Genomic DNA, 25,728 nt, shown 5'->3' with positions numbered 1-25,728 from the left:
CGAGTAATCATTCTTGCAGGTTGGCATGTTAGTTCGCCGTGCTGCAACCTTTCATCTCTCAGCCAGGACGGAGATCATACAGGTTTCAAGGTGGGCAAGATAAATACTATAGTTGGAATCACTAATGCGCCTCGTCCCAATTGTCTGCCGCTCTCGCGTCCACCTGCAGGGGCACGGCCAGTTGCACAGCCGGTTCCGCGGCCTTTTCCATCACGTCCTTCACCAGCGGGATCGTCTTTTCCACCTCGTCGTCCGGCACTTCGAAGATCAGTTCGTCGTGCACCTGAAGCAGCATTCTGGCTGAAAGCTTCGAGCTCGCGAGGCGGTCTTCCATGCGGATCATCGCCCGGCGGATGATATCCGCCGCAGAGCCCTGGATCGGCGCGTTGATCGCCGCGCGCTCCAGGAAGGAACGCATGTTCGGGTTCTTCGTGTTCACTTCCGGGTAGTGCGCCTTGCGGCCGAAGATCGTGCGCACGTATCCGTTTTCATGCACGAATTTCTTCGTCGCCTCCATATAGTCGCGGATGCCGGGGAAGCGCTGAAAGTAAGTCTTGATGTAGTCTGCCGCCTCGCCCCGCGATATGCCGAGCTGGGCGGCAAGCCCGAAGGCGGAAATGCCGTAGATGATGCCGAAGTTGATCGCCTTCGCCCGGCGGCGGACCATCGGGTCCATGTCCTTCACGGGTACGCCGAACATCTCGCTCGCCGTCATGGCGTGGATGTCGAGCCCATCCTCGAACGCCTGTTTGAGCTGCGGAATATCCGCCATATGAGCAAGCACGCGAAGCTCGATCTGGCTGTAGTCCGCCGAAAGCAGCTTGTGGCCCTTGTCCGCGACGAAAGCCTTGCGGATCTTGCGCCCTTCTTCCGTCCGCACAGGGATGTTTTGCAGGTTCGGCTCGGAAGAGGAAAGCCGCCCCGTTGTGGTCGCGGCCAGCGAATAGGACGTGTGCACCCGCTTCGTTTCCGGGTGGATGTAACCCGGCAGCGCGTCGGAATAGGTGGATTTCAGCTTGGAAAGCTGGCGCCATTCGACGATGCGCGAGGGCAGCTCGTGGCCTTCCGCCGCCAGGTCGTCCAGCACCGAGACGGAGGTGGACCATGCGCCCGTCTTCGTCTTCTTGCCGCCGGGCAGGCTCATCTTGCCGAACAGGATATCGCCAAGCTGCTTCGGGCTGCCGATGTTGAAACTTTCGCCCGCAAGCTCGTGGATTTCGGATTCAAGGCGCGCCATGCCTTGCGCGAATTCGCCGGAAAGGCGCGACAGCATCTGCCGGTCGACGGAGACGCCCCGCTCCTCCATCCGTGCCAGCACCGGCACCAGCGGACGCTCCAGCGTTTCGTAGACGGTCGCCATATGGTCGCCCGCAAGGCGCGGTTTCAGCACCCGCCACAGACGCAGCGTCACATCCGCGTCTTCCGCTGCATAGGCCGACGCGCGCTCGATCGGCACCTTGTCGAAGGTCACCATCGACTTGCCGGAGCCCGCCACCTCCTTGAAGGGGATCGGCGCATGGCCGAGCCAGCGCTGCGACAGCTCGTCCATGCCGTTGCCGCCCTTGCCGGCGTCGACGGTGTAGGAGAGCAGCATCGTATCGTCGAAGGGCGCGACCTCGATGCCATAGCGCTTCAGCACCAGCCAGTCGTATTTCAGGTTCTGCGCGATCTTCAGCACCGACGGCGCTTCCAGCATCGGCTTGAGAACGTCTAGCGCGTCTTCCAGTCTGATCTGGCCGGGGATAAGTCCGCCGCCGCCCAGAAGGTCGCCCTCTCCCTCCACATGGGCAAGCGGGATGTAGCAGGCCTTGCCGGGTTCCGTTGCCAGCGACACGCCGACAAGCTGCGCCTGCATGGCATTGAGCGACGTCGTCTCCGTGTCGACGGCGACCAACCCCCGCTCGAAAGCCTCCGCGACCCATTCCTTCAGCCGGTCGAGGTCCATCACGGTTTCGTAACCGCTGGTGTCGATCTTTTGCGCGCGGGCTTCTTCCGCCCGGGAATCCGCCAGCGCATCCGGCGTCCAGGGGCCGGTGTCGGGCGCAAAGCCGTGAGGGATTTCTGATGAACCTTTTTCGGCCGCTTTGGAATTCTGATCGCCCGGCGCGGAATTCATCACGCGGCCCTTGCCGTCCGGCGTGTCCCAGCCCCTGATTTCGAATTCTGCGGGCTCGACTTCCGCAATGTCGGCGCCGGTTTTTTCCGCCACGCGCCGCGTCAGCGTGTTGAATTCCATGGCCTTCAGGAAGGCGACGGCCCTCGGCCCGTCCAGGGTTTCGACCGCCAGCGCGCCCAGCGGCACGTCCAGCGGCACATCCTCCTTCAGCGTCACCAATTGCCTGGAAATCCGCGCCTGTTCGGCGAATTCGATCAGGTTCTGCCGCCGTTTCGGCTGCTTGATCTCCTCTGCCCTGGACAGCAGCGTCTCAAGGTCGCCATACTCCTGGATGAGCTGCGCCGCCGTCTTCAGCCCGATGCCCGGTACGCCCGGCACATTGTCGACCGAGTCGCCCGCAAGCGCCTGAACTTCAATGACTTTATCGGGCGTCACACCAAATTTCTCGGCAACATCCTCAACGCCGAAAATCTTGCCTTTCATCGTGTCGATCATGCCGACGTTGGGGCCCAAAAGCTGCATCAGGTCCTTGTCGCCGGAAGCGATCGTCACCCGCGCGCCCGCCTTTTCCGCCTGGCGTGCGTAGGTGGCGATCAGGTCGTCCGCCTCGAAGCCCTCCTGCTCGATGCAGTGGACCGAAAACGCCCGCGTCGCCTCGCGGATCAGGCCGAACTGCGGGATCAGGTCCTCCGGCGGTTCCGGGCGCTGGGCCTTGTATTCCGGATAAATCTCGTTGCGGAAGGTCTTCGCCGAATAGTCGAAGATCACGGCCATATGCGTCGGCTCGTCGCCCGGCTCCGGCGTCAGCCCCTCCTGCAGCAGCTTCCACAGCATGTTGCAGAAGCCCGAGACCGCGCCGACGGGCAGCCCGTCCGACTTGCGGGTCAGCGGCGGCAGCGCGTGGTAGGCACGGAATATAAAGGTGGAACCGTCGACGAGGATAAGATGATCGTCGGGCGTGAGCGATGAGGCGTTGGATTCGTTCGGCATGGGCCGGACGATGCCCGCGAATTCGCCAAAGGGCAAGCCGCTATTGGGGGTTGTCGCCTATTCCGCGGCTTGCGGCGAAGGCGCTGGTCTGCGGGGATTGTCGATCCGCGCCCAGGCCGGCCGCACGAAGAGGAACCGCCCGTACCCGGTCTTTTGAATGAGCCACCACAGAACAAGCGGTGCGGTGACGCCGGCAGCCGTGACGATCACCGAAATCGTGCCGATGTCGGAAATGATCCCGAGTTTCAGGAGCACCGTTCGCGACACCGCCATCGGGAAGAAGAAGGCAAGATAGATGACGATGGAATTCTCGCCGCAGTGACGCAAGGGCGCAGCGACGCCGATCTGGGTCAGCAGCGCGGAAACCGTAATGACGGCGAATGCGCCGATCGCGCCGAGAAAAAGGCTGACGAGCGGAAGGTCGGCATGGCCCTGGAACACCAGCATTCCGTTGGCGAGCGCCCAGACGAACAACCCGCCGACGGCAACCGCCATGTGACGCCGGGCCCACGCGGCGATTTCGAAGGCGTTTGTCGCGAAGATGTAGCCCGAATAGAAATAGACGTAGCGCGAGCAAAACTCGTCGAGCGTGACCCAGCCGGTATGGATCGGCGCGATCTGCAGGATGGCGGCGCCCGCCAGCATGACGGGCCAGGGAACGCCGATCTGCCGTGCGGCCTTGGTAACGACGAACATGACCGGCAGCAGGTAGATGAACCAAAGGGTGCCGAAGGGCTGCACGAAGCTCAGGAGATACGCGCGAAGCACGCCCGCCCAGCCGATTTCGGCTGCGAAATGCGGGGCCTTGACGATGAATTGCAGCGTCACCCAAAGCGCGTAGAAGTACGCGAAGTGCACCACCTTGCGGTCGGCATAAAGCCGCCAGTCCCGGTCGATCACATTGGCGAGGAAGAGCCCGGAAATCAGGAAGAAATCCGGCATTCTGAAGGGGCGCGCGAATTCGACGAGGTATCCCATCCAGCCGGTTTGCCCGGCGGCGGCCTCCACGCCCAGGGTTGAATGCATCATGACGACGAAAACGATGCAGAAGCCCTTGGCCGTATCGACCCAGTCGACGCGTGTTTTGCTCCCTTCGCCCATTCCGGTCCTCCTCCTTGGCGCGAGTCTGCCTGCGCCTGATCGAAGCGTGGCGACCCGTTGCCGGGACGACAAATCGTAAGGTGTCAGGGTGTAGGCCGCGTTAACGTTGCGTCGGTCATTGGCTCAAAAATGCGTGTGTGAGGGGCGGCCTTGCGAAAGCAGGTCAGTCTTCCGGGCCGAAGCGCCGCCCGATCGGGAAACGGCCGACGTTGCCGCGAAACGGCTGGATCAGCATCCGGTCGAGCCAGAGATCGCGCGGCGTACGAAACTGGTCGACGCCGATTGCCATCTTCTCGTGGCCGTCGCGGGGCTGCGGGCGGTAGGTGCCGAGCAGCCGGTCCCACCAGGGAAGGTTGAAGCCGAAATTGCTGTTGGCCTCGTCCGGGTGGACGGAGTGATGCACCCGGTGCATGTCCGGCGTCACGACAAAGAGCCGCAGGATCCGGTCGATACCCGCGGGCAGGTGGATGTTGCTGTGATTGAACATCGAAGTACCGTTGAGCAGCACTTCGAAAACGAGAACGGCGGCGGCAGGCGGGCCAAGGGCCGCGACGGCGGCCAGCTTCAGCGCCATCGACAGCAGGATTTCGATTGGGTGGAAGCGCAGGCCCGTCGTGACGTCGAACTCAAGGTCGGCATGGTGCATGCGGTGCAGCCTCCAGAGGGCGGGCACGGCATGAAACATCACGTGCTGAAGGTAGATCACAAGGTCGAGCACGAGCAGCGTCACGACGAATTCCAGCCAGAGCGGCCAGCCGGCAATATTGAAAAGGCCCCATCCTCCTTTTTCGGCAATAAGGGCCAGCCCGACGGCAAGTACGGGGAAACTCAGGCGTACGAGCAGCGTATCGACCACCACGACAGCCAGATTGTTGGACCAGCGCAAAAGGCGCGGTATTTCCAGCCGGCGGCGGGGCGCGGCGACCTCGAATACAGCCATCGCAAGCAGGATCGCGAAGAATGCGGAAAAGCGCACTGCAGGTTCGTGATCGAGAAGAAATTCCGTCATCTGGCGCGGCGTCCGCCTTCGCCGTCAGGTGTCGGGCCGGTTCTTCCAGGGGCTGATGCGGCGCGGATCGCCACCTGCGCCCTGGTTTGCGCGGGTATCGCCATTTTTTGCGGTCCAATCCTCTTCGTCCAGATCGACGATATCCGGATCCCGCCGATAGCGCCTTGCGCCCTGAACCACCGTGACATCCGCATGCCTGATTATATAGCGCCCGATTGCCGTGCGCACCGGCGGAATGAACAGGAGCAAGCCGAGCGTATCCGTGACGAACCCCGGAATGAGAAGCAATATCGCCGCGATGACAATAAAGGCGCCATGGATGATATCGTCTCCCGGCACGCGTCCCGCGTCGATCTCGCTACGCATGCGTGTCAGCAGGCTCAGCCCCTGAACCCGCAGCATGAGCGTGCCGGCGAGCGCGGTAAGGACCGTCAAGCCGATTGTCGGTATCGCGCCGATCTCGGAGCCGACCTCGATGAGAACGAAGATCTCGAGCAGAGGTACGCCGATAAGCACGAGTAGAATGAGAAGTCCGATGGGCATTTGCGATCCGGTCGGTTGGGACTTGTGAAGCCATGACCTGCACAGTCGGCTCACGATCTCAAATAGGATGCGAAACCGCGGAGTGCGAGGGAAATTCTCCGCAAATGTTAAGGCCGGTGCGTCATCGGGCTTGTGAAAAGGTCTGGATGCTGCTTCAAGGAACCTTACATTAGAGGTGAGACCCTGTGTGCCGTGGGCAATCCGGAAGCGGATTTCGTCATGGCCTGGTTCCTCAGCCCGATCATTCTCCGGGGCGATGTGCCGAGCATCCCCGGTCGCATCACGCGATTACACGGCCGGACGCGACATGAGCGAAATATTCGACGTCTACAACATCATCTTCCTGGCGCTTGCGATTTTCATTTTCCTGAGGCTGCGCAGCGTACTTGGAAAACGGACCGGCAACGAACGGCCCCCGTTCGATCCCTATTCCGCGCCCAAGGAAAACCGTTCGCGCAATGGCGCCGGCGAAAACGGCAGCGACAACGTGATTCCCCTTCCCGGCCAGACGGAGCCGATGGACCTTGAACCGGAGGGTGAGCCCGCCACCTCCGCGGCAACCCTCGACAAGGTGGCGCCGAAGGGTAGCGCGCTCAACGAGGCGCTGCGGCAGATCCTTTCCGCCGATCGCTCGTTCGATCCCTCCCAGTTCCTTGAAGGCGCGAAATACGCCTATGAGATGATCGTCACGGCCTATGCCAATGGCGACCGCAAGATGCTGAAGAACCTCCTGTCGAAGGAGGTCTACGAAGGCTTCGTGGCCGCTATCCAGGACCGTGAATCGCGCAAGGAGACGGTAGATTTCACGTTCGTCGGCATCGACAAGGCGGAAATCATCGAAGCCGCCCTGAAGGATTCCAACGCCCAGGTGACCGTGCGTTTCCAGAGCGAACTCATCTCCGTGACCCGCGACCGGGACGGCAACGTCGTCGACGGTGACGCGAGCAAGGTGAGCGACGTCACGGATATCTGGACGTTCGCCCGCGACACGACGTCGCGGGATCCGAACTGGAAGCTGGTGGCAACCGAATCGATCGAATGACGGCCACGGCATGGGCGGCGGCACAAGGGCGTTTGCGGCATGCGCTTCGCTTTGCGCCGTCTGGCTCGCGATCACGGCCCCCGCTTCGGGAGCGAAGACCGTGAACGGGCCTGAGCTTACCCCGGTGGATTTCAACGATCTTGCCGGCTGGGTCGAAGAGGACCATGCGGCCGCATTGTCCGCCTTTGTCCGCCATTGCGATGACGGGCGTCGAAATCCGGCGAAATCCGGCGCGCTCGGCGTCGATGCCGCCGCACTCGCGCAGGTTTGCCGCACGGCCCGCGGGGTGGAGCCTTCCCGGGCACGGGCTTTCCTTGAAGAGAATTTCCGTCCTGTGCGGATCGAGATGCCCGGTTTCGTCACCGGCTATTTCGAGCCGGAGCTGGAAGGCTCGCGGTCCAGAATAGGGAAATTCACCGTCCCGCTACTGTCGAAACCTGACGATCTTGTGAAGGTTACGGACGAAAACCGGCCTCGCGGTTTCGACCCGGTTTTCGCCTTCGCCCGCAAGCTCGATAACGGCCGGCTAGTGGAACATCCAGACCGTGGCGAGATCATGAATGGCGCACTCGATGGGCGGGGACTTGAGCTGGTCTGGCTCGCCGATCCCGTCGATGCCTTTTATGTCCACATTCAAGGTTCCGCGCGGATTCGCCTGACGGACGGCGGCGTCATGCGCGTCGGCTATGCGGCGAAGACCGGGCACCCCTATTTCCCGATCGGCCGCGTGATGATCGAACGCGGCCTTGCGGACCCTGGCACCGTAACGATGGATGTGCTGCGCGGCTGGCTTGCGGAAAACCCGGATGAGGTGGACGGCGTCTTGCGGCGAAACCGTTCCTACATCTTCTTTCGCGAAGTGAAGGCCGGCGGCCCGGATGCCGGACCCGTGGGGGCGGCGGATATTCCGCTGATCGCGGGGCGCAGCCTTGCCGTCGACAAGGCGCTGCACACGTTCGGCACGCCGGTATTCGTCGAGGCGGAGCTGCCCACCGGACGGGACGGGACGATCGAGCCCTTTCGCAGGCTGATGATCGCGGAAGATACGGGCTCGGCAATCGTTGGCCCGGCCCGTGGCGACATCTTCATCGGTTCCGGCGGGAAGGCGGGCGATATCGCCGGACGCATCCAGCACGAAGCGCGTTTCACGCTGCTCGTGCCGAAGGGTGTGACGCTTGCCGGCGAGGTGAAGCGTTGAGCGGCAAGACGCGGCGGGGACGCCAGCTTTCACCCGAAGAGCGGGCGCTGTGGGAGCAGGTGGCGGCGAGCGCGAAGCCGCTGCATCCGGCCAGACGCAAGGCGCATGCGCCCGCCGGCGGTGAGGAGGCCTCCTTGCCGAAGGGAAATGACAAGGCGGCGCCGTCTACGTCGACGGCCATCCGTTCTCCCGTGGCGAAACCGTCCGCAATCAATCCGCCCGCGCTTGCCCCGCTCGACCGCCGTCACCGGCAGAAGCTTGCCCGCGGGAAAGCCGGGGTCGATGCGCGGATCGACCTGCACGGCCTGACACAGGCGGAGGCGCATACGCGGCTCGCCGGTTTTTTGCGCTTCGCCCAGGCGAAGGGCCATACGCTCGTTCTGGTCATCACCGGCAAGGGGTCTCCGGGAGGCGGCGCTTTCGCCGAAGAGCGCGGTATTCTGCGCCGGGTTGTGCCGCAGTGGCTTGCAATGGCGGAGTTCAGGTCCATCGTCGTTGGCTTCGAGGAGGCGCAGCGCGCTCATGGCGGCGGCGGCGCGCTATACGTTCGTATCCGCAGGAAAAAGGGGGCGAGCGCGCGATGACACCTTTCGGGGCGAAAATCCGTGAGCACAGGCGCAGGCGCGGCATCACGCTCAAGGAAATGGCAGCGGCACTTTCGGTTTCGAGCGCCTATCTATCCGCGCTCGAACACGGCAAACGCGGCCGTCCCACGTGGTTCATGGTCCAGCGCATCATCACCTTCTTCAACGTCATCTGGGACGAGGCGGAGGAACTGCAGCGGCTTGCCGAGATTTCGGATCCGAAGGTTTCCATCGATACTTCGGGCATGGTTCCCGAAGCGACGGAACTTGCCAACCAGCTTGCCGGCAAGATCGGCGGGTTGTCGCGCGACAGCTTGAATCATCTTTTACACCAGCTCAGGGTCGTTGCCGCGCGCGACGGGGTGTGAGAGACGTAAAGGGGCGGGTGGATGAAATCCCCCGGCAAACGAACCCTTAAAGGGAGGCGAACGGGTCCGTTGGACGTTCCCACGACGAAGCCATCAAGAGCGGAAGCGGAACTGGTCGACTTCAAGGCGTTGAAGGCGCAGCTTGCTGCCTTTGCCGTGGAAGCCGGGGGCAAGGGTGGTGATTTCGCGGTCAGGACCAAGGTTCTCAAGCACCTGAAGTCCGTCATGCGCGAGGCCCGCGAAAAAGCCGAGGAACTGCTTTTCGCCGATGGCAGCGGGACGAAATGCGCCAAGCGGCTCTGCCATATCCAGGATGCGCTGATCCGGGCGATCTACGATTTCGCCGTGGAACACGTCTACAAGGTGGAAAATCCTTCTTCCGGAGAAAAGCTTTCCGTCGCCGCGGTCGGCGGGTACGGGCGGGGCACGCTCGCCCCCTTCTCCGACGTCGATCTCCTTTTCCTGCTTCCCTACAAGCAGACGCCCTGGGGCGAGCAGGTGGTCGAATACATCCTCTACATGCTTTGGGACCTCGGCCTCAAGGTCGGCCATTCGACGCGCAATGTGGACGAATGCCTGAGGCAGGCGCGCGGCGACATGACGATCCGCACAGCACTTCTGGAGGCGCGTTACATTCACGGCGACGCGCCGCTTTTCAAGGATCTCGTCAAGCGGTTCGACGAGGAGGTCATCGCCGGAACGGGGCCGGAGTTCATCGCCGCCAAGCTTGCCGAGCGCGACGAGCGCCACCGCCGGCAGGGCGCCTCGCGCTATCTTGTCGAGCCCAACGTGAAGGACGGCAAGGGCGGCTTGCGGGACCTCCACTCGCTCTTCTGGATCGCCAAATACTTCTACCGCGTGCGGGCAGGCTCCGAACTCGTGAAGGAAGGCGTGTTTTCGCGCGGCGAATACAAGCGCTTCAGGAAGTGCGACGATTTTCTCTGGGCGGTCAGGTGCCACATGCATTTCCTGACCAAACGCCCGGAGGAGCGCCTTTCCTTCGATATCCAGCGGGAGATCGCGGTTCGGCTCGGCTATACCCAGCACCCCGGCATGAAGGATGTGGAACGCTTCATGAAGCACTACTTCCTCGTCGCCAAGGATGTGGGGGACCTGACGCGCATCATCTGCGCCGCGCTTGAAAACCAGCACGTGAAAAGCGCGCCGAAGCTTTCACGTATCCTCGGCCGCCTGGGCCGGGGAAAGGTGCGCCGGCGGCACATAAGGGGCTTCCCCGATTTCCTGATCGAAAATGAGCGCATTACCGTGGCGAGCGACACGGTATTCGAGAAGGACCCGGTCAACCTGATCCGGATTTTCGCGCTCGCGGACCGCAACAACGTCGCCTTCCACCCGGAGGCCATGAAGCTGATCCGCCGCTCGCTCAAGCTGATCACGCCGGATGTGCGCGACGACCCGGAAGCGAACCGCCTGTTCATCCAGATCCTGACCTCGCGCAATGATCCCGAAACCGTGCTTCGGAAGATGAACGAGGCGGGCGTTCTCGGCCGTTTCGTGCCGGATTTCGGCAAGGTCGTGGCGATGATGCAGTTCAACATGTATCACCACTACACGGTGGACGAGCATCTGATACACGCCGTCGGCGTGATGGCCGCGATCGATCGCGGAGAGGCCGGAGAGGACCATCCGCTGTCGACGGATCTGATCAAGTCCGTCCAGAACCGCAAGCTGCTTTATGTGGCGATATTCCTGCATGATATCGCCAAGGGACGCCCGGAGGACCATTCGATCGCCGGCGCGCGCATCGCGCGCAAACTCTGCCCCCGCCTCGGCCTGACGGCGGCGGAGACGGACACTGTCGCCTGGCTGATCGAGCACCACCTCGACATGAGCACCATCGCCCAGTCGCGCGATCTTTCCGACCGCAAGACGATCGAGGATTTCGCGCGCATCGTGCAAAGCATGGAGCGGCTGAAACTCCTGTTGATCCTGACGGTCGCCGACATTCGCGCGGTCGGTCCGGGTGTCTTCAACGGCTGGAAAGGCCAGCTTCTCAGAACGCTTTTTTACGAAACCGAACCGCTCTTGACCGGTGGCCACAGCCAGCTTTCGCGCGATGAGCGCGTCCAGGGCGCAAAGGAAGAATTGTCCGATGCGCTCGGCCACTGGAACGCCAGGGAGCGTAAGTCCTATTTGAAGCGGCACTACCCCGCTTACTGGTTGCGCGTGCCGCTGGAGCGCAAGATCGCGGATGCCGAAATGATCCGAGAGGCGGATCGCAAGGAGGAACGCCTTGCGGTGCGCGTCGCCACCCATGTCTTCGAAGGGGTGACGGAAGTGACGGTGCTTGCGCCCGACCATCCGCGCCTTCTTTCCACCATCGCCGGTGCCTGTTTCGTCGCCGGGGCGAATATCGTCGATGCGCAGATCGATACGACGACCGACGGCTTCGCCCTCGACACAATCTTCATTTCCCGCGAGCTGCCCGACGACGAGGATGAGTTGAGGCGCGGGCGCAGGATTGTCGACCTGATCGGCAAGGCCATGCGCGGTGAGGAATCCCTGCCCGTCACCGTCGCGAGGAAGGCGGCATCCAAGAGCCGCATGAAGGCCTTCCGCATCGAGGCGGAGGCGCTCGTCAACAACGCCTGGTCCGACCGCTATACCGTGCTCGAAGTGACCGGACTCGACAGGCCGGGCCTGCTTTTCGACCTGACGCGGGCGATTTCGGATCTCAATCTCAATATCGCGTCGGCCCATGTGGTCACCTTCGGCGAGCGGGTCGTCGACGTCTTCTACGTGACTGATCTTACGGGCCAAAAAATCGCCAACATCGGCCGGCAGGACGCTATCCGCAAGCGGCTTACCCAGGCGGTCGACGGCGAAGAGCCCCAACCCGCACAAACCAGACGCCCGCGCAGAACTGCCGCTTCCTGAGAAAGCCGGAACCGCCGTCGATGAGCCTTGTAAAGAACTTCGCCACCGTCGGCGGCGCCACCATGACAAGCCGCGTGCTCGGCTTCATCCGCGATGTGATGATCGCCGCATTCGTGGGAACGGGGCTTGTCGCGGATGCCTTCTTCGTGGCCTTCCGCCTGCCCAACCTGTTTCGCAGGCTGTTTGCGGAAGGGGCCTTCAACTCCGCATTCGTGCCGCTTTTCGCCCGTGCGCTCGAGGAGGAAGGCGAAGACGGGGCGCGGCGGTTCGCCGGTGAAATCCTGGCGGCGCTCTTCTGGACGCTGGTCGTGCTGACGATCCTGGCGGAAGTCTTCATGCCGGGGCTGGTGATCCTGCTTGCGCCGGGGTTCCTTGATGATCCGGAGAAGTTTGATCTGGCGGTTCTGCTCTCACGGATCGCGTTTCCCTACCTTCTCTACATGTCGCTCGTGGCATTTCTGTCTGGAATTCTGAATACGTTTCAGCGGTTCGTGGCTGCTGCCATGGCGCCCGTCGTCCTCAACGTCGTGATGATATCCGTGCTTGCGGGGATCGGTGCTTCGGATCTGGTGCCCGGAACCGAGATGGGGCTCATCATGGCGTGCGGCGTGGCGGTGGCCGGCCTTGCCCAGCTTGTCCTGCTGCTCGTGGCGGTGCATCGGATGGGCTTTTCCGTTCCGCTTCGCATGCCGCGGCTCACAAAGGGGGTGAAGCGGCTTTGGAGATTAGGGATACCCGGCGTCATCGCGGGCGGTGTCACGCAGATCAATATCGCGGTCGGCACGATCATCGCCTCCACCCAGGCGGGCGCCGTTTCCTTCCTTTACTATGCCGACCGGATCTACCAGCTTCCGCTTGGCGTCGTCGGCATTGCCATCGGCGTCGTGCTTCTGCCCGACCTTGCCCGCCAGCTTCGGTCGGGGCGCGTAGACGTCGCCCTTCACACCCAGAACCGGGCGATGGAATTCGCTCTGGCGCTGACCCTGCCGGCTGCGGTCGCGCTTATCGTGGTGCCGTCCGAGATTATCTCCGTTCTGTTCCAGCGCGGCGCCTTTGACGCAGCGGACACGCAGGCAACGACGGCGGCCCTTGTCGCTTTCGCGCTGGGCCTGCCCGCCTTCGTGCTGAACAAGGTTTATTCGCCGGGCTTCTTCGCGCGGGAAGATACGAAAACGCCAATGTGGTTCGCCGGCATCGGCATGGTCGTCAATGTCGCCGGCGCGCTGGCGCTTGCGCCCTTTCTCGGCCATGTCGGCATTGCGCTTGCCACTTCGCTTGCCGGCTGGGTCAATACGGGCCTTCTCGGCGTCACGCTCTGGCGGCGCGGTCATTTCGGTATCGATGCGGGCGCCAGAAAGCGCCTGCCGCTGCTCGCCGTTGCAAGCCTGCTTATGGGCGCCGTCCTCTATGGCGGTGCAGCACTTCTTTCCGGCTGGCTGTCCTCGCCATTGCTTGTCGTGCGCTTTTCGTCGCTCGGCCTTCTCGTCGTGATCGGCATGGCCGCCTTTGCGCTTTTCGTCCAGCTTACCGGCGCGGTCGACCTGAAGCGCTATCTGGGCGGCGCGTTCAAGCGCAAGCCCCCGTCCGTTGCCGGAGAGTGACACGCTTGATCACAATCGGCATTTGCCTATCGGATCAGGGTTGCATCCGTCCTCACCCTTGCGCATACAGGCGCGCATTCGACTTCGGCACTCCCATGGGTCCACACTAAGGGAAATGAAATGACAGCCTTCCCCAAGCGGGTTTTTTCCGGCGTTCAGCCGACCGGCAATCTCCACCTCGGCAATTATCTCGGCGCGATCTCGCGCTTCGTGCCCCTGCAGGATGAAATGCCATCGATCTATTGCGTGGTCGATATGCATGCCATCACCGTCTGGCAGGATCCTGCGGAGCTTACCCGCGCCACGCGCGAGGTGACGGCCGCCTATCTAGCCGCCGGCATCGACCCGAAGAAGGCGATCATCTTCAACCAGAGCCAAGTCAAGGAACATGCCGAACTTGCATGGATCTTCAACTGCGTCGCGCGCATGGGCTGGCTCAACCGCATGACCCAGTTCAAGGAAAAGGCCGGCAAGAACCGCGAGAACGCCTCTGTCGGCCTGTTTGCCTATCCCGCGCTGATGGCCGCCGACATCCTCGCCTATCGCGCGACGCATGTGCCGGTGGGCGACGACCAGAAGCAGCATCTGGAGCTGACGCGCGATATCGCGCAGAAGTTCAACAACGATTTCCAGGACCGCATCAAGGAACTGGGACTTGGCGTGCCGAACCCGGAACCTTCGCCCGAAACGCCGGATGAGCTTTTCTTCCCCGTCACGGAACCGATGATCGCGGGCCCCGCCACGCGCATCATGTCGCTTCGCGACGGGACGAAGAAGATGTCGAAGTCGGACCCTTCGGACCTTTCGCGCATCAACCTGACGGATGACGCGGAGGCCATCGCCCGCAAGTTCAAGAAGGCGAAGACCGATCCCGAGCCGCTGCCGGGCGATACGCAAGGCCTTGAAGCACGCCCGGAAGCTGACAATCTGGTCGGCATCTACGCAGCCCTTTCCGGCTCCACGAAGTCCGATGTGCTCAATGATTTCGGCGGGCAGCAGTTTTCCGCCTTCAAGCCCGCGCTCAGCGAACTGGCGGTGGAGAAGCTTTCTCCGATCGCAGCCGAAATGCGCCGCCTTATCGACGATCCGGCGCATATCGACGCCGTCCTGAAGGACGGTGCGGAGCGCGCGGCGGCAATAGCCGAGCCGGTCCTGCACGATGTGAAGCGGATTGCAGGATTTCTGGAGTGCAGGCGCGGCTGAATGCGTCGGCCATCGCAGGATTGAAAAAGCCGCGGTTTGTCCGCGGCTTTTTGTTTCTTGTTCGAGAATGCCCTCTCTGGCGCTTCGCGAAGATCTGTCTATTCCAACCCTTCGAAGAGGGCGGTCGAAAGGTAGCGTTCCGCGAAGGACGGTATAATCACGACGATCCTTTTGCCCGCCATGTCCGGACGCTGGCCGACGCGGATCGCCGCCGTTAGTGCCGCACCCGATGAAATGCCGACCGGAAGGCCTTCAAGCCGTGCGGCCTCGCGCGCCATGACGAAGGCTTCCTCGTTCGTGACCGTTTGCACCTCGTCGTAAATGGAGGTTTCCAGAACGCCCGGCACGAAGCCGGCGCCAATCCCTTGTATCTTGTGCGGGCCCGGATCGCCGCCCGACAGAATGGGGCTGTCGGTCGGCTCCACGGCGACGACATGAAGGTCGGGCTTGCGCTCTTTCAGTACCTGAGAAACGCCGGTGATCGTACCGCCGGTGCCGATGCCGGAGACGAAGACATCGATTTCGCCGCCCGTATCGTTCCAGATTTCCTCGGCCGTCGTCTTGCGGTGGATTTCGGGATTGGCCGGATTTTCGAACTGCTGCGGCATCACGGAATTGGGGATCGTCGACAGAAGCTCCTCGGCACGGGCAATCGCGCCCTTCATGCCCTTCGGGCCTTCGGTCAGCTCCAGTTCCGCGCCGAGAAGGCGCAGCATCTTGCGCCGTTCTATAGACATGGTCTCGGGCATGACCAGGATCAGCCTGTAGCCCTTGGAGGCGGCGACGAAGGCAAGTGCGATGCCGGTGTTGCCAGAGGTGGGCTCGATAAGCGTGGTTTCGCCGGGTGTGATCTTTCCGGCCTTCTCCATTGCCTCGATCATCGAGACGCCGATGCGGTCCTTGACGCTGGCGATCGGATTGAAGAACTCGAGCTTGCCGAGAAGTTCGGCCTTCACGTTGTGTTCGGCAGCAAGCTTGTCCATTCGTACGAGTGGCGTATCGCCGATCGTTTCGATGATGGAGGAGTAGATTCGGCCTCTGCCGGGTTTGCGCTCACTCATGCGTTTCCGTTTCCCTCGGGTTTGGCCGCCAGTCCGGTTCGTGGCAACCGGAATGAAGCGGCTCGGGTTTCCTTCTCCAAGCGACCGCGGGGCGCGAGCTTTTCTCGCCCCGCATCTTGCCCGCGGATAGCGCCCCCGGCTGGTAAGGGCAATCCTGTAAGAGCAGCGGGCTTGAAGCAAGTGCAGTAAAGGGCCCTTGCTGCTTCTCGTCGATCAGCAAACGCCGAGTTCGAGCCTGTCGAGACGGAGAAGCCTTGGTAGATCGGCCATATCCGCAAAGAGCTCAGCGCCCGCGGCCTGCATCGCCTCGTCATCCGCTTCGGGATCGCCCGTGAAGCCAAGGACGCGCATTCCGGCGGCCTTAGCCGCCTGAACGCCAGCCACGCTATCTTCAATCACGACGCAGTCTTCCGGTTTCCGGCCCATGCCGGATGCGGCATAGAGAAAGATATCGGGCGCGGGTTTGCCTTCCCTGCAGTCCTCGGCTGAAAAGAGGACATCCTCAAAAAGCGGCAGCAATCCCGATTTGCCGAGCGTTACGTGCATCTTCGAATATTTTCCGCTCGAGCCGACGCAGTAGGGCACGCCGGCCTCCTTCAGCGTCGCGACCACCTCTTCGATGCCTTTGATCGCTTCGACGCCTTTTTCGAATTCCAGCAAGGTTTTTTCCCGAACCTCGTCTGCCCACCCGACGGGCAATCTTCGTCCTGTAAGCTCCTCGACTATGGGATGGATCGTTTCCATCGTCCGGCCCATGAAGCGGCGCTGTGCTTCGCGATAGTCCATCGGCACACCGAGTGCCGTCACCAATTCGGCAAGCAATTTATTGGCTACGGTTTCCGTATCGACGAGCACGCCGTCGCAATCGAAGATAACAAGGCCGGGACGCATGGATCGCTTCTCCAAAATTATCGTCGGGATGGTTATTGGCCGAAAACTTGAAGGAATGTTCTATCTGGTCCCGGTCGAGCCAAAGCCGCCGGCGCCACGTTCCGTAGCCTCCAGATCGTCCACTTCGTGAAGATCGGCACGGACCACGGGCGCGATCACCATTTGCGCGATGCGCGCGCCCCTTTCGATCTCGAAGGGCTCCTGCCCCAGGTTGATGAGGATCACCTTGATCTCGCCGCGATAGTCGGCATCCACCGTGCCCGGCGTGTTCAGCACCGTGACGCCGTTTCTCGCCGCAAGGCCGGACCGCGGGCGCACCTGCGCCTCCGTGCGCGGTGGCAGGGCGATGGCGATACCGGTCGGCACCAGCGCCCGCTCGCCCGGCTGCAGCATCAGCGCCGCATCGACGGCGGCATAAAGGTCCAGGCCGGCCGCGTCGGCGCTCTGGTAGGAAGGAAGCGGCAGGCTGGCCCCGTGTGGCAGGCGGCGGATTTTTACAGGGGTTGTCATGCGATTGCGGCACCGTATCCGGAGAACGAATGAGCCAATGAGGTCGCATTCCGGGCCCCCCTTTGCAAGGGGGTATCGCCGGAGAGGAGGAGATGCCGTTGCCGGGGTGAGGTTTTCCGAAGCGGTATTTAAAATGACGTAGAGGAAAATAATGACTTTCCATAATACAATTGATGTTTAATAAATGTTTTTGGCGCGCGAAATCGGTGATGAAGGATCTTTTGGATGAGCAAGATTTTTGTGTTTCTGGCCATGGCGTCGATGTTCGGTGTATGGGGAGGCGGGAACGCCGCATTCGCGCAAACCATCGGATTTGCCGATGCGATCAAGATCCTGCATGCCAGTTGCGGCGCCGACATCGAGAAATATTGCAAGAACGTCAATCTCGGCAACAACCGCATCCAGCAATGCCTGCAAAAGAACGAGGCGAAAGTCTCGGACCAGTGCAAGGCGGATTATGCGGGTGTTTACATCATGTTGCAGAAGCGCTTTGCCGCCCAGGAAGCCGTCACCAAGGTATGCGATCGGGATATCCAGCAACTCTGCAAGCTCGTGAAGCCGGGCAAGGGGCATGTGCTCAACTGCCTGCTGAAAGCCGAACCTTCGGTCGGCGATAAATGCAATCAAGCGATCACGGACGCCGGATACCGCTGAGAAAATCTCCAATCCAGACCGTTTTCACGGAGCATGCACCGATGAAGAAAATCGCCTTTCTGGCCGTTGGCGCCCTTGCGCTTCCGCTCGTCCTGCAAACCGTCGCGCACGGTCAGACGAAGCTTTCCCGCAATGAAATCATCAACAGCCTGCGCGATGCCGAAGTACAGGTAAAGGTAAATGCCGACGACCTTCGCGCGCAGGCCCTGCAGAACATCAAGCAGCATCCCGGCGACAACGCCACCACGGCGCTGCCGTTGTCGGAGCAGCTTGCGAAACTGCGCCAATTCAACGTCGAGATCACTTTCGACTTCGATTCCGATCGGATTCGGCCCGAATCCTACGAGACGATCGGCCTGATCGCCGATGCTCTCCATACGCCGTATCTCTGGGGCCAGACGTTCTTCGTCGTCGGACATACGGACGCGAAGGGAAAGCGCGAATATAACCTCGAGCTTTCGCAACGCCGCGCGAACGCCATTCGCGAAGCGCTTGTGACAACCTTTCGCGTGCCGGAGGGCCAGCTTGAGGCGGTCGGTCTTGGCGAAGAGGACCTTCGCGATCCGCAAAACCCGGATAGCGAAATCAACCGGCGCGTCCAGTTGATCAACGTTGGGTTCTGACCGGGTTTTCTTGAAAAAGAGGCCGCGGCAGTGGTCGCGGCCTCAGGCTTCCTTCAGACAATCCGCGATCAGGGTGACAAGCCTCTCGGCCACCTCTCGCTTCGACAGCGTCGGCCATTCCTCGACGCCGTCCTTCGTAACCAGCCGTACGGTGTTGGCGTCGCCGCCCATGACGCCCGTCTCCGGCGAGACGTCATTGGCAACGATCATGTCGGCGCCCTTTCGCTCAAGCTTCGCGCGGGCGTTTTCGATCAGGTTCCCCGTTTCCGCCGCAAAGCCGATGACGAGCCTGGGCCGGCCGGACGCGCCATTGCCTATCGTCGCCAGAATGTCCGGGTTTTCGGTAAGCTTCAGCGCCGGCGGCTTTCCGCTACCGTCTTTCTTGATCTTCTGGCCGGAGGCGCCCTCCGCGCGCCAGTCGGCGACGGCGGCGGCCATGATCGCGACATCGGCGGGAAGGGCTGCGTTCACCGCTTCCAGCATTTCGCGTGCGGTTTCCACGCGGACGACCTTCACGTCTTTCGGATCGGGAATCGTAACCGGGCCGGAAACGAGGGTGACATCGGCCCCGGCTCTCGCCGCCGCCTCGGCTATTGCATGGCCCTGCTTGCCGGACGAGCGGTTGGCGATGTAGCGCACCGGATCGATAGGCTCATGGGTTGGCCCGGAGGTGATGACGATCGAGCGTCCCGAAAGCGGGCCCGATTGCGCCGCGAAATGCGCCTCGATCGCCGCCACGATCTCCAGCGGCTCCGCCATACGGCCCACGCCGGCCTCACCGCTTTCGGCCATTTCCCCCGAGTTCGGGCCGATGAAGGATGTTCCGTCGGCTTTCAACTGCGCGACATTGCGTGAAGTGGCCGGATGCGACCACATGGCCGGGTTCATGGCGGGTGCCACGAGCACGGGCTTGTCTGTCGCCATCAGCGCGGTGGAAGCGAGGTCGTTCGCCAGCCCATGCGCCATTTTGGCAAGCAGGTCGGCGGTCGCCGGCGCCACTACGATCAGGTCCGCCTCGCGCGAAAGCCTTATATGGCCGACGTCGTGCTCGTCCTCGCGGTCGAAAAGGTCGGTGAAGACCCTGTCAGCGGTCAGCGCGCCGACGGAAAGCGGTGTGATGAATTCCTGCGCGGCCGAGGTCATCAGCGCGCGCACGGATGCGCCGCGCTCGCGCAGGCGGCGGATCAGGTCCAGCGTCTTGTAGGCGGCGATCCCGCCGCCGATGACGAGGAGGATCCGTTTGCCGTCAAGCATCAGGTGCCCGGCCCGAAGGAGCGCGGCGCGGGGTCTATTACCCTTGCGCCGGAGCCCGTCACCTCGTAGACGGCAAGCCCACGCTCGTTCAACCCCGTGGAGCGGAAGCGGAAGACCCCGTCGATGCCGAGGAAGCCGTCGCCGTTGGCCATCACCCTGCTGCTGAAGCGCTCGGCGCCCGCGGATCTCACGAGGCCGGCGGCAAGGATCGTCGCGTCATAGGCAAGCGTCGCATTGCGGGGCGGACGGTTGCCGAACTGGGCCTGGTAGCGCTGGGCGAACGACTGGAAGCCGGAATTGTCCGGCCCCGGATACCAGGCGCCGATCAGAAGGCCCGTATTTTGTACTTCCGCCGAATCCCATTGCCCGCTGCCGATCATCTTGATCGTGCCGAAGTTGCCGCCTGCCTGAAGCACTTGCGCGACGAACCCGGGAACGCCGCCGCCGGCGGGAACGAACAGTGTGTCGATGGAGCCGGAACTTGCCGCGATCGCCTCCGCCTTCGCTCGAAGATCGTCGGTGTTGCCGCCGCTCAGGCTGTAGCGCTGGATGGAAACGATGCGCCCGCCGATGCGGCCCACTTCCTGGCGGAAAACGGCCTCGGCGATGGAGCCATAGGCATCGTCCGGCAGGAGTGCGGCAAAGGAGCGTTTTCCCTGCGAGCCGGCGAAGGAGACGACGCGGCGAACGTCGCTTTCTGGCAGGAAGCTCAGGAGGTAGACCCCGCGCGAGGCGACGGCGGTGTCGGTTGAGAATGCGACGACCGGCACACCCGACGAGCGCGCCACGGAGCCGGCGCCGCCGACGGCGGGAGCGAAAACCGGCCCCAGAAGAAGTTCGGCGCCCTGCGCTATCGCCTCCTGCGCGGCGGCGCGTCCACCTTCGGCTGTGCCGCCGGTGTCCTTGACGATAAGCTGGATATCCGCGCCTTGGAAATCCGAAAGCGCCAGTTCGGCTGAATTTCGGAACACCTGGCCGATCGAGGTCTGGTTGCCGCCGCCCGAAAGCGGAAGCAGCAGGCCGACGCGGACGGTTCCCGCGCCGATCACATCACCCGCAGCCGGTGGGGTATCCGCGTTCGGATCGCTCGGATAACCGGGGAAATTGCCGAGAGATGAGCCGGAGCAGCCGGCTGCAAGGGCGGCAACGGATAGTGCTGCAATGGTAAGCGCGGTGCGTGAACCGCGCCTGGCAAGGCTTACAAGACGGTGCAAGGCCGACCTCCTGAACCCCATGCGCCGGGTCGCGTTCGGCGCATCACATTTCTCGATCAAATCTTGGCGGCTCCGTTGAGTCCTGTCAAAAGCGCAGGATTTGACGGTGGTTTCGCAGACGGTTTACAGCATCGCGGAGGATTGCGAAACCATATCGCGTTGCAGGGAGAGATCGATGACCGGCGAACCCGGCCCGATGGAAGGCCAGACGGCAGGCGTGCGCCGCTTCTTAATCGGCGCCCATGCATTCGATGCGCCCCGGCTGGAGCCGGCGCTCTACATCGTCGCGACGCCGATAGGCAATCTGGGCGACATGACGTTGCGCGGGCTGGAAACGCTTGCCGGGGCGGGCCTCATCGCCTGCGAGGACACGCGCGTGACGGCGACGCTTCTACAGCGTTTCGCGCTGAAAACGCCGATGCTTGCCTATCACGAGCACAACGCGCAGAAGCAGCGCCCGAAAATCCTGAAGGCGCTTGAGGACGGCAAGGCCGTGGCCCTGGTTAGCGATGCAGGTACGCCGCTCGTCTCAGATCCGGGCTACCGGCTCGTGCGCGATGTCCTCGAGGCGGGCCATCGCGTGGTGCCCATTCCGGGCGCAAGCAGCCTGCTTGCGGCGCTCGTCGGCGCGGGTCTGCCGTCCGATACCGTTTGTTTCGCCGGGTTTCTTCCGCAAAAGGCCGGCCAGCGAAAGAAGCGCCTTGGCGAATTGCGCAATATGCCTGCTACACTCGTTTTCTTCGAAAGTCCGCATCGGCTGTCCGATGCGCTCGCCGCCATGGTGGAAGCGCTGGGGCATGAGCGCGAGGCGGCCGTCGCGCGCGAACTTACCAAGCGGTTCGAGACATTCGAGCGGGGAAGCCTTGAGGACCTGGCGGAACGTTTCGCCGGCCGGTCGGTCAAGGGCGAGATCGTGATTGTGGTCGGTCCGCCGGGGGAAGAAAAGCCGGACGCAAGCAACGCCGATCAATTGCTTGCGGAGGCTTTGAGAACCATGAAGCCAGCAGCCGCCGCCAAGCATGTGGCGGAAATGACCGGGCTCGACAGAAAATCGCTTTATGCGAAAACCCTTGCGCTCAAGGGCGGGGAGGAGACGTCTTGACGAAACTTCTGATGGTGTTCATCGCCATTCTCGTGGTGATCCAGGTCATCAAGCCGCTTGGCTGGCCGGGCCTGCGTTATCGCCGCGACGCCTGGAAGCTGGCGGTTTTCGGCCTTGTCGCCATGGTGCTGCTCATCACGCTGACGGCGCTCATCCAGCCGTCGGCCGGCTGAATGGCCTGAAAGAACCGTGCGCGGGCGCAATCAGGGCAGAAACCGGTCGGACAGGCGGAAAGCCTATCGTCTCGGCCTGTCGGCGGAAGGTCGCGCGGCCTTTTTCCTGCGGCTGAAGGGATGGCGCATTCTTGCAAGGCGCTACAAGGCGGCGACCGGTGAGATCGATATCGTCGCGCTCAAGGGAGATACGGTCGCATTCGTCGAGGTGAAGGCGCGCGCCAGCCGGGAAGCGGCACTTCTCGCCATAACGCCGGCGGCGCAACGGCGCATCGCGTCCGCCGCGCGCATCTGGCAAGCCGAAAACCCGTGGTCGAGCGCCTATACGCTGCGCTTCGACGCCGTTCTCGCAGGCAGGGGCTTCCGCCTCTCCCACGTGCAAAACGTGTTCGAAGGTCGATAATGGAAAAAAGGGTGCCACAGGCAGCCTGCAGCACCCGTCAAGGCGTCGTCTTTTGCAAGACGCGTTCGGGTAGGGATCCGCACATGCCGCTTTCGCCCATGAACGACGCGAAAGCGGCACCCCAAAGGATCCCATGGGGGAGGAATCCGCCATCTTTCAAGCGGATAGCGAAAATCCAGGCTGGCCGTCCGTGTCACCTTGTTGCCGCGCTGGCCCTGGAACCGATCTAGGCGCCAATCGTCCGCCTAGACAATCCTTGGCAAGGCATTTGCGGCGTTCGTGCAACCTTATTGGGACGGCGTGCAACGCTTTCCGGAAACCCGCGCAGCGTGCTTTGTGATGGTACGGCTGGCCGCAAGCCCTGAACGGGAAGCGAAGCCTCGCGGCTGGACAAAGCCGCTCCCGCCTTTCATATCATTGCCGACAACAGGGTGCTGAAGGCATGGATCTCTTGCGCCTGCGGCCCGTCAGGCTTTTCCGGAGTAGCAAATGGCCCTCAAGGTTGCGGTCCAGATGGACCATATCTCCTCGATCAAAATCGCGGGCGACAGCGCTTTCGCGCTCATGCTCGAAGCGCAGGCGCGCGGGCACGAGCTCTACCACTACACGCCGGACAGGCTGGCGATGCGCGGGAACACGGTCACGGCGAGTGTGGAACCTGTCGAGGTCCGCGACATCCAGGGCGATCATTTCACGCTTGGAGAACGCCGGCGCGCCGACCTTGCGGATATGGATGTCATCCTCATGCGCCAGGACCCGCCCTTCGACATGGCCTATGTCGCGGCGACCCACATGCTTGAGAAGATCCATCCGGGCACATTGGTGGTGAACGATCCGGATCACGTGCGCAACGCGCCGGAAAAGCTTTTCGTGACCGAATTTTCCGATCTCATGCCGCCGACGCTGATCACGCGCGACCGCGACGAGATTGACGCGTTTCGAAAGGAGCACGGCGATATCGTCATGAAGCCGCTGTTCGGCCACGGCGGGGCAGCGGTTTTTCGCGTGACCGAGGACGATCTCAACTACGGCTCGCTCTATGACTTTTTCGCCGTCACCTTCCGCGAGCCGTGGGTCGTCCAGGCGTTTTTGCCGAACGTGTCGAAGGGCGACAAGCGTATCCTTCTGGTCGACGGTGAATTCGCGGGCGCCGTCAATCGCGTTCCGGCGGAGGGCGACCTTCGCTCCAACATGGTGCGCGGCGGTGCCGCCACCGAGGCAGAACTGACGGATCGCGAGAGGGAAATCTGCGCCCGTCTCGGCCCTTCCTTGCGTGAGCGCGGACTCATCCTCGTCGGTATCGATGTGATCGACGGATATCTGACCGAAATCAACGTCACCGCGCCGACCGGAATTCGCGCCGTCGCAAAGCTCGGTGGCCCGAACATCGCGGCGAAGGTCTGGGATGTGGTGGAGAAAAAATGTTCAACCTGACGTAGCGACGCCAGTCGGATAATATTTGTTCTCTCTTCGTTCTTGATTTCGTGCGAAGGTTGCATTAGCGTCCTGCCCAACTTTTCCGGGGCGGGACGCAGGCATGGTATCGCGGGTCACGACGGTCGCGTTTCAGGGGATCGAGGCGGTCCCGGTCGACGTTCAGGTTCAGATTGGTCCCGGCCAGGTCAATTTCATGATTGTCGGCCTGCCGGACAAGGCGGTTGGCGAAAGCCGGGAGCGGGTGCGCTCCGCGCTGCATGCCTCGGGGCTTGCCCTGCCCGCAAAACGCGTGACCGTCAATCTCGCGCCCGCCGACCTGCCGAAGGAAGGTTCCCATTACGACCTGCCGATCGCGCTCGCGCTGATGGCGGCGATGGGCGCTGTTCCGGCGGAAGAGCTGGAGCGTTTCGTCGTGCTTGGCGAGCTTGCGCTTGACGGCACATTATCGCCGGTCGCCGGCGTTCTGCCTGCCGCGATCGGGGCGAACGGCATCGAAAAGGGTTTGATCTGCCCGGCTGATTGTGGGCCGGAGGCTGCCTGGGCCGACCCGGAGATGGAGGTTCTCGCCCCTCGCTCACTCATCCAGATCGCCAATCATTTCAAGGGCACGCAGGTGCTCACCCGCCCGCTGCCGAAGCTTGGCGGGGCGGCGCTGGACCTTCCGGAACTGGCTGATGTGCGCGGCCAGGAAACGGCCAAGCGAGCGTTGGAAATCGCGGCGGCGGGCGGCCACAACCTTCTGATGATCGGCCCTCCGGGCGCGGGAAAGTCGATGCTGGCGTCGCGCCTTCCCTCCATCCTGCCGCCGCTTTCGCCCAAGGAACTTCTTGAAGTCTCGATGGTCGCCTCCGTCGCGGGCGAGCTTGCCGAAGGACGGCTTAGCGACCGGCGTCCTTACCGCGCGCCGCATCATTCCGCGTCCATGGCCGCGCTTGTCGGCGGCGGCATTCGGGCGCGGCCCGGCGAGGTGTCGCTTGCCCACAACGGGGTTCTGTTTCTCGACGAACTGCCCGAATTCCAGCCGCAGGTACTCGACAGCCTCCGCCAGCCGCTCGAGACGGGCGAGACGGTGATCGTGCGTGCCAATCACCGGGTCAGTTATCCCTCGCGCATCCAGCTTGTGGCGGCGATGAACCCTTGCCGCTGCGGATATGCGGGTGAGCCGGGCCATACCTGCAAGCGTGGCGAGCGTTGCGCCGCCGACTATCAGGCGCGCATTTCCGGCCCGCTGATCGATCGGATCGATATCCGCATCGACGTGCCGAACGTGACAGCCGCGGATCTGATCCGCCCGTCCCACTCCGAATCTTCCGCCGATGTGGCAGTAAGGGTCGCGGCGGCGCGTGCAAGGCAGCGCGACCGGTTCCAGGAACTCGGCGTCCCCGCGCGCACCAATGCCGATGCCGGCTCGAAGCTGATCGAGCAGATCGCCGAGCCGGACGCGGAAGGCCTTTCGCTGCTTCAGGACGCCGCCGACAGCCTTCGGCTTTCGGCGCGGGGTTATCACCGCGTGCTGAAGGTGGCGCGCACGCTTGCCGATCTTGACGGGATGGAGCGTGTGGGACGGCTGCATCTGGCGGAAGCGCTGAGCTATCGCGGGGCGCACCTCCTGCGCGAAGCGGCCTGAAACAAGCCTTGCGCCACTAAGGAAACATGACCGCGCACGCCGTGAATTTGCCCGGTGGCGGAAAGCCTTTCTCAATGTCTGACCGGCATAATCTCCTTACATTTTCGCGAGGATGTTCGAGGGACA

General features: G+C 62.7%; 23 protein-coding genes. 14 read left to right on the top strand and 9 right to left on the bottom strand.

Annotated features, from left to right (window positions below):
• Window positions 1-121: 121 nt before the first annotated feature.
• From polA to HPQ64_RS03610, 4 genes are all read right to left on the bottom strand, one after another.
• On the bottom strand, window positions 122-3,106 hold the full coding sequence (polA, locus tag HPQ64_RS03625) for a DNA polymerase I (protein WP_172887006.1): 2,985 nt from the start codon (window positions 3,104-3,106) through the stop codon (window positions 122-124).
• Between the two features lie 57 nt (window positions 3,107-3,163).
• Complete coding sequence (locus HPQ64_RS03620; RefSeq protein ID WP_172887005.1) at window positions 3,164-4,207, bottom strand: acyltransferase family protein; 1,044 nt, start codon at window positions 4,205-4,207, stop codon at window positions 3,164-3,166.
• A 163-nt stretch (window positions 4,208-4,370) separates the two neighbouring features.
• Window positions 4,371-5,216, bottom strand: a complete 846-nt coding sequence (locus tag HPQ64_RS03615; protein ID WP_172887004.1) for a sterol desaturase family protein — start codon at window positions 5,214-5,216, stop codon at window positions 4,371-4,373.
• Window positions 5,217-5,240: 24 nt separating this feature from the next.
• Complete coding sequence (locus tag HPQ64_RS03610; protein WP_172887003.1) at window positions 5,241-5,759, bottom strand: FxsA family protein; 519 nt, start codon at window positions 5,757-5,759, stop codon at window positions 5,241-5,243.
• Between the two features lie 307 nt (window positions 5,760-6,066).
• Between HPQ64_RS03610 and HPQ64_RS03605 the strand changes: the two genes are divergently transcribed.
• The 7 genes from HPQ64_RS03605 to trpS all read left to right on the top strand — a co-directional run bounded on the left by HPQ64_RS03605 (window position 6,067) and on the right by trpS (window position 14,653).
• Window positions 6,067-6,801, top strand: a complete 735-nt coding sequence (locus HPQ64_RS03605) for a Tim44/TimA family putative adaptor protein (RefSeq protein WP_172887002.1) — start codon at window positions 6,067-6,069, stop codon at window positions 6,799-6,801.
• A 10-nt stretch (window positions 6,802-6,811) separates the two neighbouring features.
• Window positions 6,812-7,999 carry a murein transglycosylase A gene (gene mltA / locus HPQ64_RS03600; protein ID WP_172887001.1) on the top strand — a complete coding sequence of 396 codons (1,188 nt, stop codon included), beginning with the start codon at window positions 6,812-6,814 and terminating at the stop codon, window positions 7,997-7,999.
• On the top strand, window positions 7,996-8,583 hold the full coding sequence (locus HPQ64_RS03595) for a Smr/MutS family protein (protein WP_172887000.1): 588 nt from the start codon (window positions 7,996-7,998) through the stop codon (window positions 8,581-8,583). Before mltA ends, HPQ64_RS03595 begins: the two co-directional genes overlap by 4 nt.
• Entirely contained in the window at window positions 8,580-8,951 is a 372-nt protein-coding gene (locus tag HPQ64_RS03590) for a helix-turn-helix domain-containing protein (protein WP_172886999.1), read from the top strand. Before HPQ64_RS03595 ends, HPQ64_RS03590 begins: the two co-directional genes overlap by 4 nt.
• 69 nt (window positions 8,952-9,020) lie before the next feature.
• A complete protein-coding gene (locus HPQ64_RS03585; RefSeq protein ID WP_246270260.1) occupies window positions 9,021-11,849 on the top strand; it encodes a [protein-PII] uridylyltransferase in 2,829 nt (942 codons plus the stop codon).
• A 20-nt stretch (window positions 11,850-11,869) separates the two neighbouring features.
• A complete protein-coding gene (gene murJ / locus HPQ64_RS03580) occupies window positions 11,870-13,450 on the top strand; it encodes a murein biosynthesis integral membrane protein MurJ (protein WP_172886997.1) in 1,581 nt (526 codons plus the stop codon).
• Between the two features lie 120 nt (window positions 13,451-13,570).
• Window positions 13,571-14,653 carry a tryptophan--tRNA ligase gene (gene trpS, locus HPQ64_RS03575; RefSeq protein WP_172886996.1) on the top strand — a complete coding sequence of 361 codons (1,083 nt, stop codon included), beginning with the start codon at window positions 13,571-13,573 and terminating at the stop codon, window positions 14,651-14,653.
• A gap of 98 nt (window positions 14,654-14,751) precedes the next feature.
• Here the strand turns inward: trpS and cysK are convergent, their stop codons facing one another.
• The 3 genes from cysK to dut all read right to left on the bottom strand — a co-directional run bounded on the left by cysK (window position 14,752) and on the right by dut (window position 17,115).
• Window positions 14,752-15,714 (bottom strand): cysteine synthase A, encoded by a 963-nt coding sequence (cysK, locus tag HPQ64_RS03570; protein WP_172886995.1) that lies wholly within the window; start codon window positions 15,712-15,714, stop codon window positions 14,752-14,754.
• A 213-nt stretch (window positions 15,715-15,927) separates the two neighbouring features.
• On the bottom strand, window positions 15,928-16,605 hold the full coding sequence (locus HPQ64_RS03565) for an HAD family hydrolase (RefSeq protein ID WP_172886994.1): 678 nt from the start codon (window positions 16,603-16,605) through the stop codon (window positions 15,928-15,930).
• Window positions 16,606-16,665: 60 nt separating this feature from the next.
• The gene (dut, locus tag HPQ64_RS03560) at window positions 16,666-17,115 is read right to left on the bottom strand and encodes a dUTP diphosphatase (RefSeq protein WP_172886993.1); all 450 of its coding nucleotides are present in this window, start codon (window positions 17,113-17,115) and stop codon (window positions 16,666-16,668) included.
• Window positions 17,116-17,340: 225 nt separating this feature from the next.
• Here dut and HPQ64_RS03555 point away from each other — a divergent pair, with 225 nt between their 5' ends.
• Together HPQ64_RS03555 and HPQ64_RS03550 are read left to right on the top strand one after the other, a co-directional pair.
• A complete protein-coding gene (locus tag HPQ64_RS03555; RefSeq protein ID WP_172886992.1) occupies window positions 17,341-17,769 on the top strand; it encodes a hypothetical protein in 429 nt (142 codons plus the stop codon).
• A gap of 41 nt (window positions 17,770-17,810) precedes the next feature.
• A complete protein-coding gene (locus HPQ64_RS03550) occupies window positions 17,811-18,392 on the top strand; it encodes an OmpA family protein (RefSeq protein WP_172886991.1) in 582 nt (193 codons plus the stop codon).
• A 42-nt stretch (window positions 18,393-18,434) separates the two neighbouring features.
• On the opposite strand, the gene coaBC is transcribed toward HPQ64_RS03550, so the two are convergent.
• Window positions 18,435-19,646 carry a bifunctional phosphopantothenoylcysteine decarboxylase/phosphopantothenate--cysteine ligase CoaBC gene (gene coaBC / locus HPQ64_RS03545; RefSeq protein WP_246270259.1) on the bottom strand — a complete coding sequence of 404 codons (1,212 nt, stop codon included), beginning with the start codon at window positions 19,644-19,646 and terminating at the stop codon, window positions 18,435-18,437.
• A complete protein-coding gene (locus HPQ64_RS03540) occupies window positions 19,646-20,860 on the bottom strand; it encodes a penicillin-binding protein activator (RefSeq protein WP_246270257.1) in 1,215 nt (404 codons plus the stop codon). Before HPQ64_RS03540 ends, coaBC begins: the two co-directional genes overlap by 1 nt.
• Window positions 20,861-21,035: 175 nt before the next feature.
• Here HPQ64_RS03540 and rsmI point away from each other — a divergent pair, with 175 nt between their 5' ends.
• The 5 genes from rsmI to HPQ64_RS03515 all read left to right on the top strand — a co-directional run bounded on the left by rsmI (window position 21,036) and on the right by HPQ64_RS03515 (window position 25,602).
• Window positions 21,036-21,962: a 16S rRNA (cytidine(1402)-2'-O)-methyltransferase gene (rsmI, locus tag HPQ64_RS03535; protein WP_210260070.1), complete on the top strand. Its 927-nt coding sequence runs from the start codon at window positions 21,036-21,038 to the stop codon at window positions 21,960-21,962.
• A complete protein-coding gene (locus HPQ64_RS03530) occupies window positions 21,959-22,135 on the top strand; it encodes a hypothetical protein (RefSeq protein ID WP_172886990.1) in 177 nt (58 codons plus the stop codon). Before rsmI ends, HPQ64_RS03530 begins: the two co-directional genes overlap by 4 nt.
• Before the next feature lie 16 nt (window positions 22,136-22,151).
• Entirely contained in the window at window positions 22,152-22,538 is a 387-nt protein-coding gene (locus HPQ64_RS03525) for a YraN family protein (RefSeq protein WP_172886989.1), read from the top strand.
• A gap of 489 nt (window positions 22,539-23,027) precedes the next feature.
• Window positions 23,028-23,972: a glutathione synthase gene (gshB, locus tag HPQ64_RS03520; protein ID WP_172886988.1), complete on the top strand. Its 945-nt coding sequence runs from the start codon at window positions 23,028-23,030 to the stop codon at window positions 23,970-23,972.
• Window positions 23,973-24,075: 103 nt separating this feature from the next.
• Entirely contained in the window at window positions 24,076-25,602 is a 1,527-nt protein-coding gene (locus HPQ64_RS03515) for a YifB family Mg chelatase-like AAA ATPase (RefSeq protein WP_172886987.1), read from the top strand.
• Window positions 25,603-25,728 lie beyond the last annotated feature (126 nt).

The organism is Hongsoonwoonella zoysiae (assembly GCF_013266695.1).
GTDB classification, from domain to species: Bacteria; Pseudomonadota; Alphaproteobacteria; order Rhizobiales; family Stappiaceae; genus Hongsoonwoonella; species Hongsoonwoonella zoysiae.
Note: the sequence above shows the minus strand (reverse complement) of the source record. Positions and strands in the feature narration are given on the sequence as shown.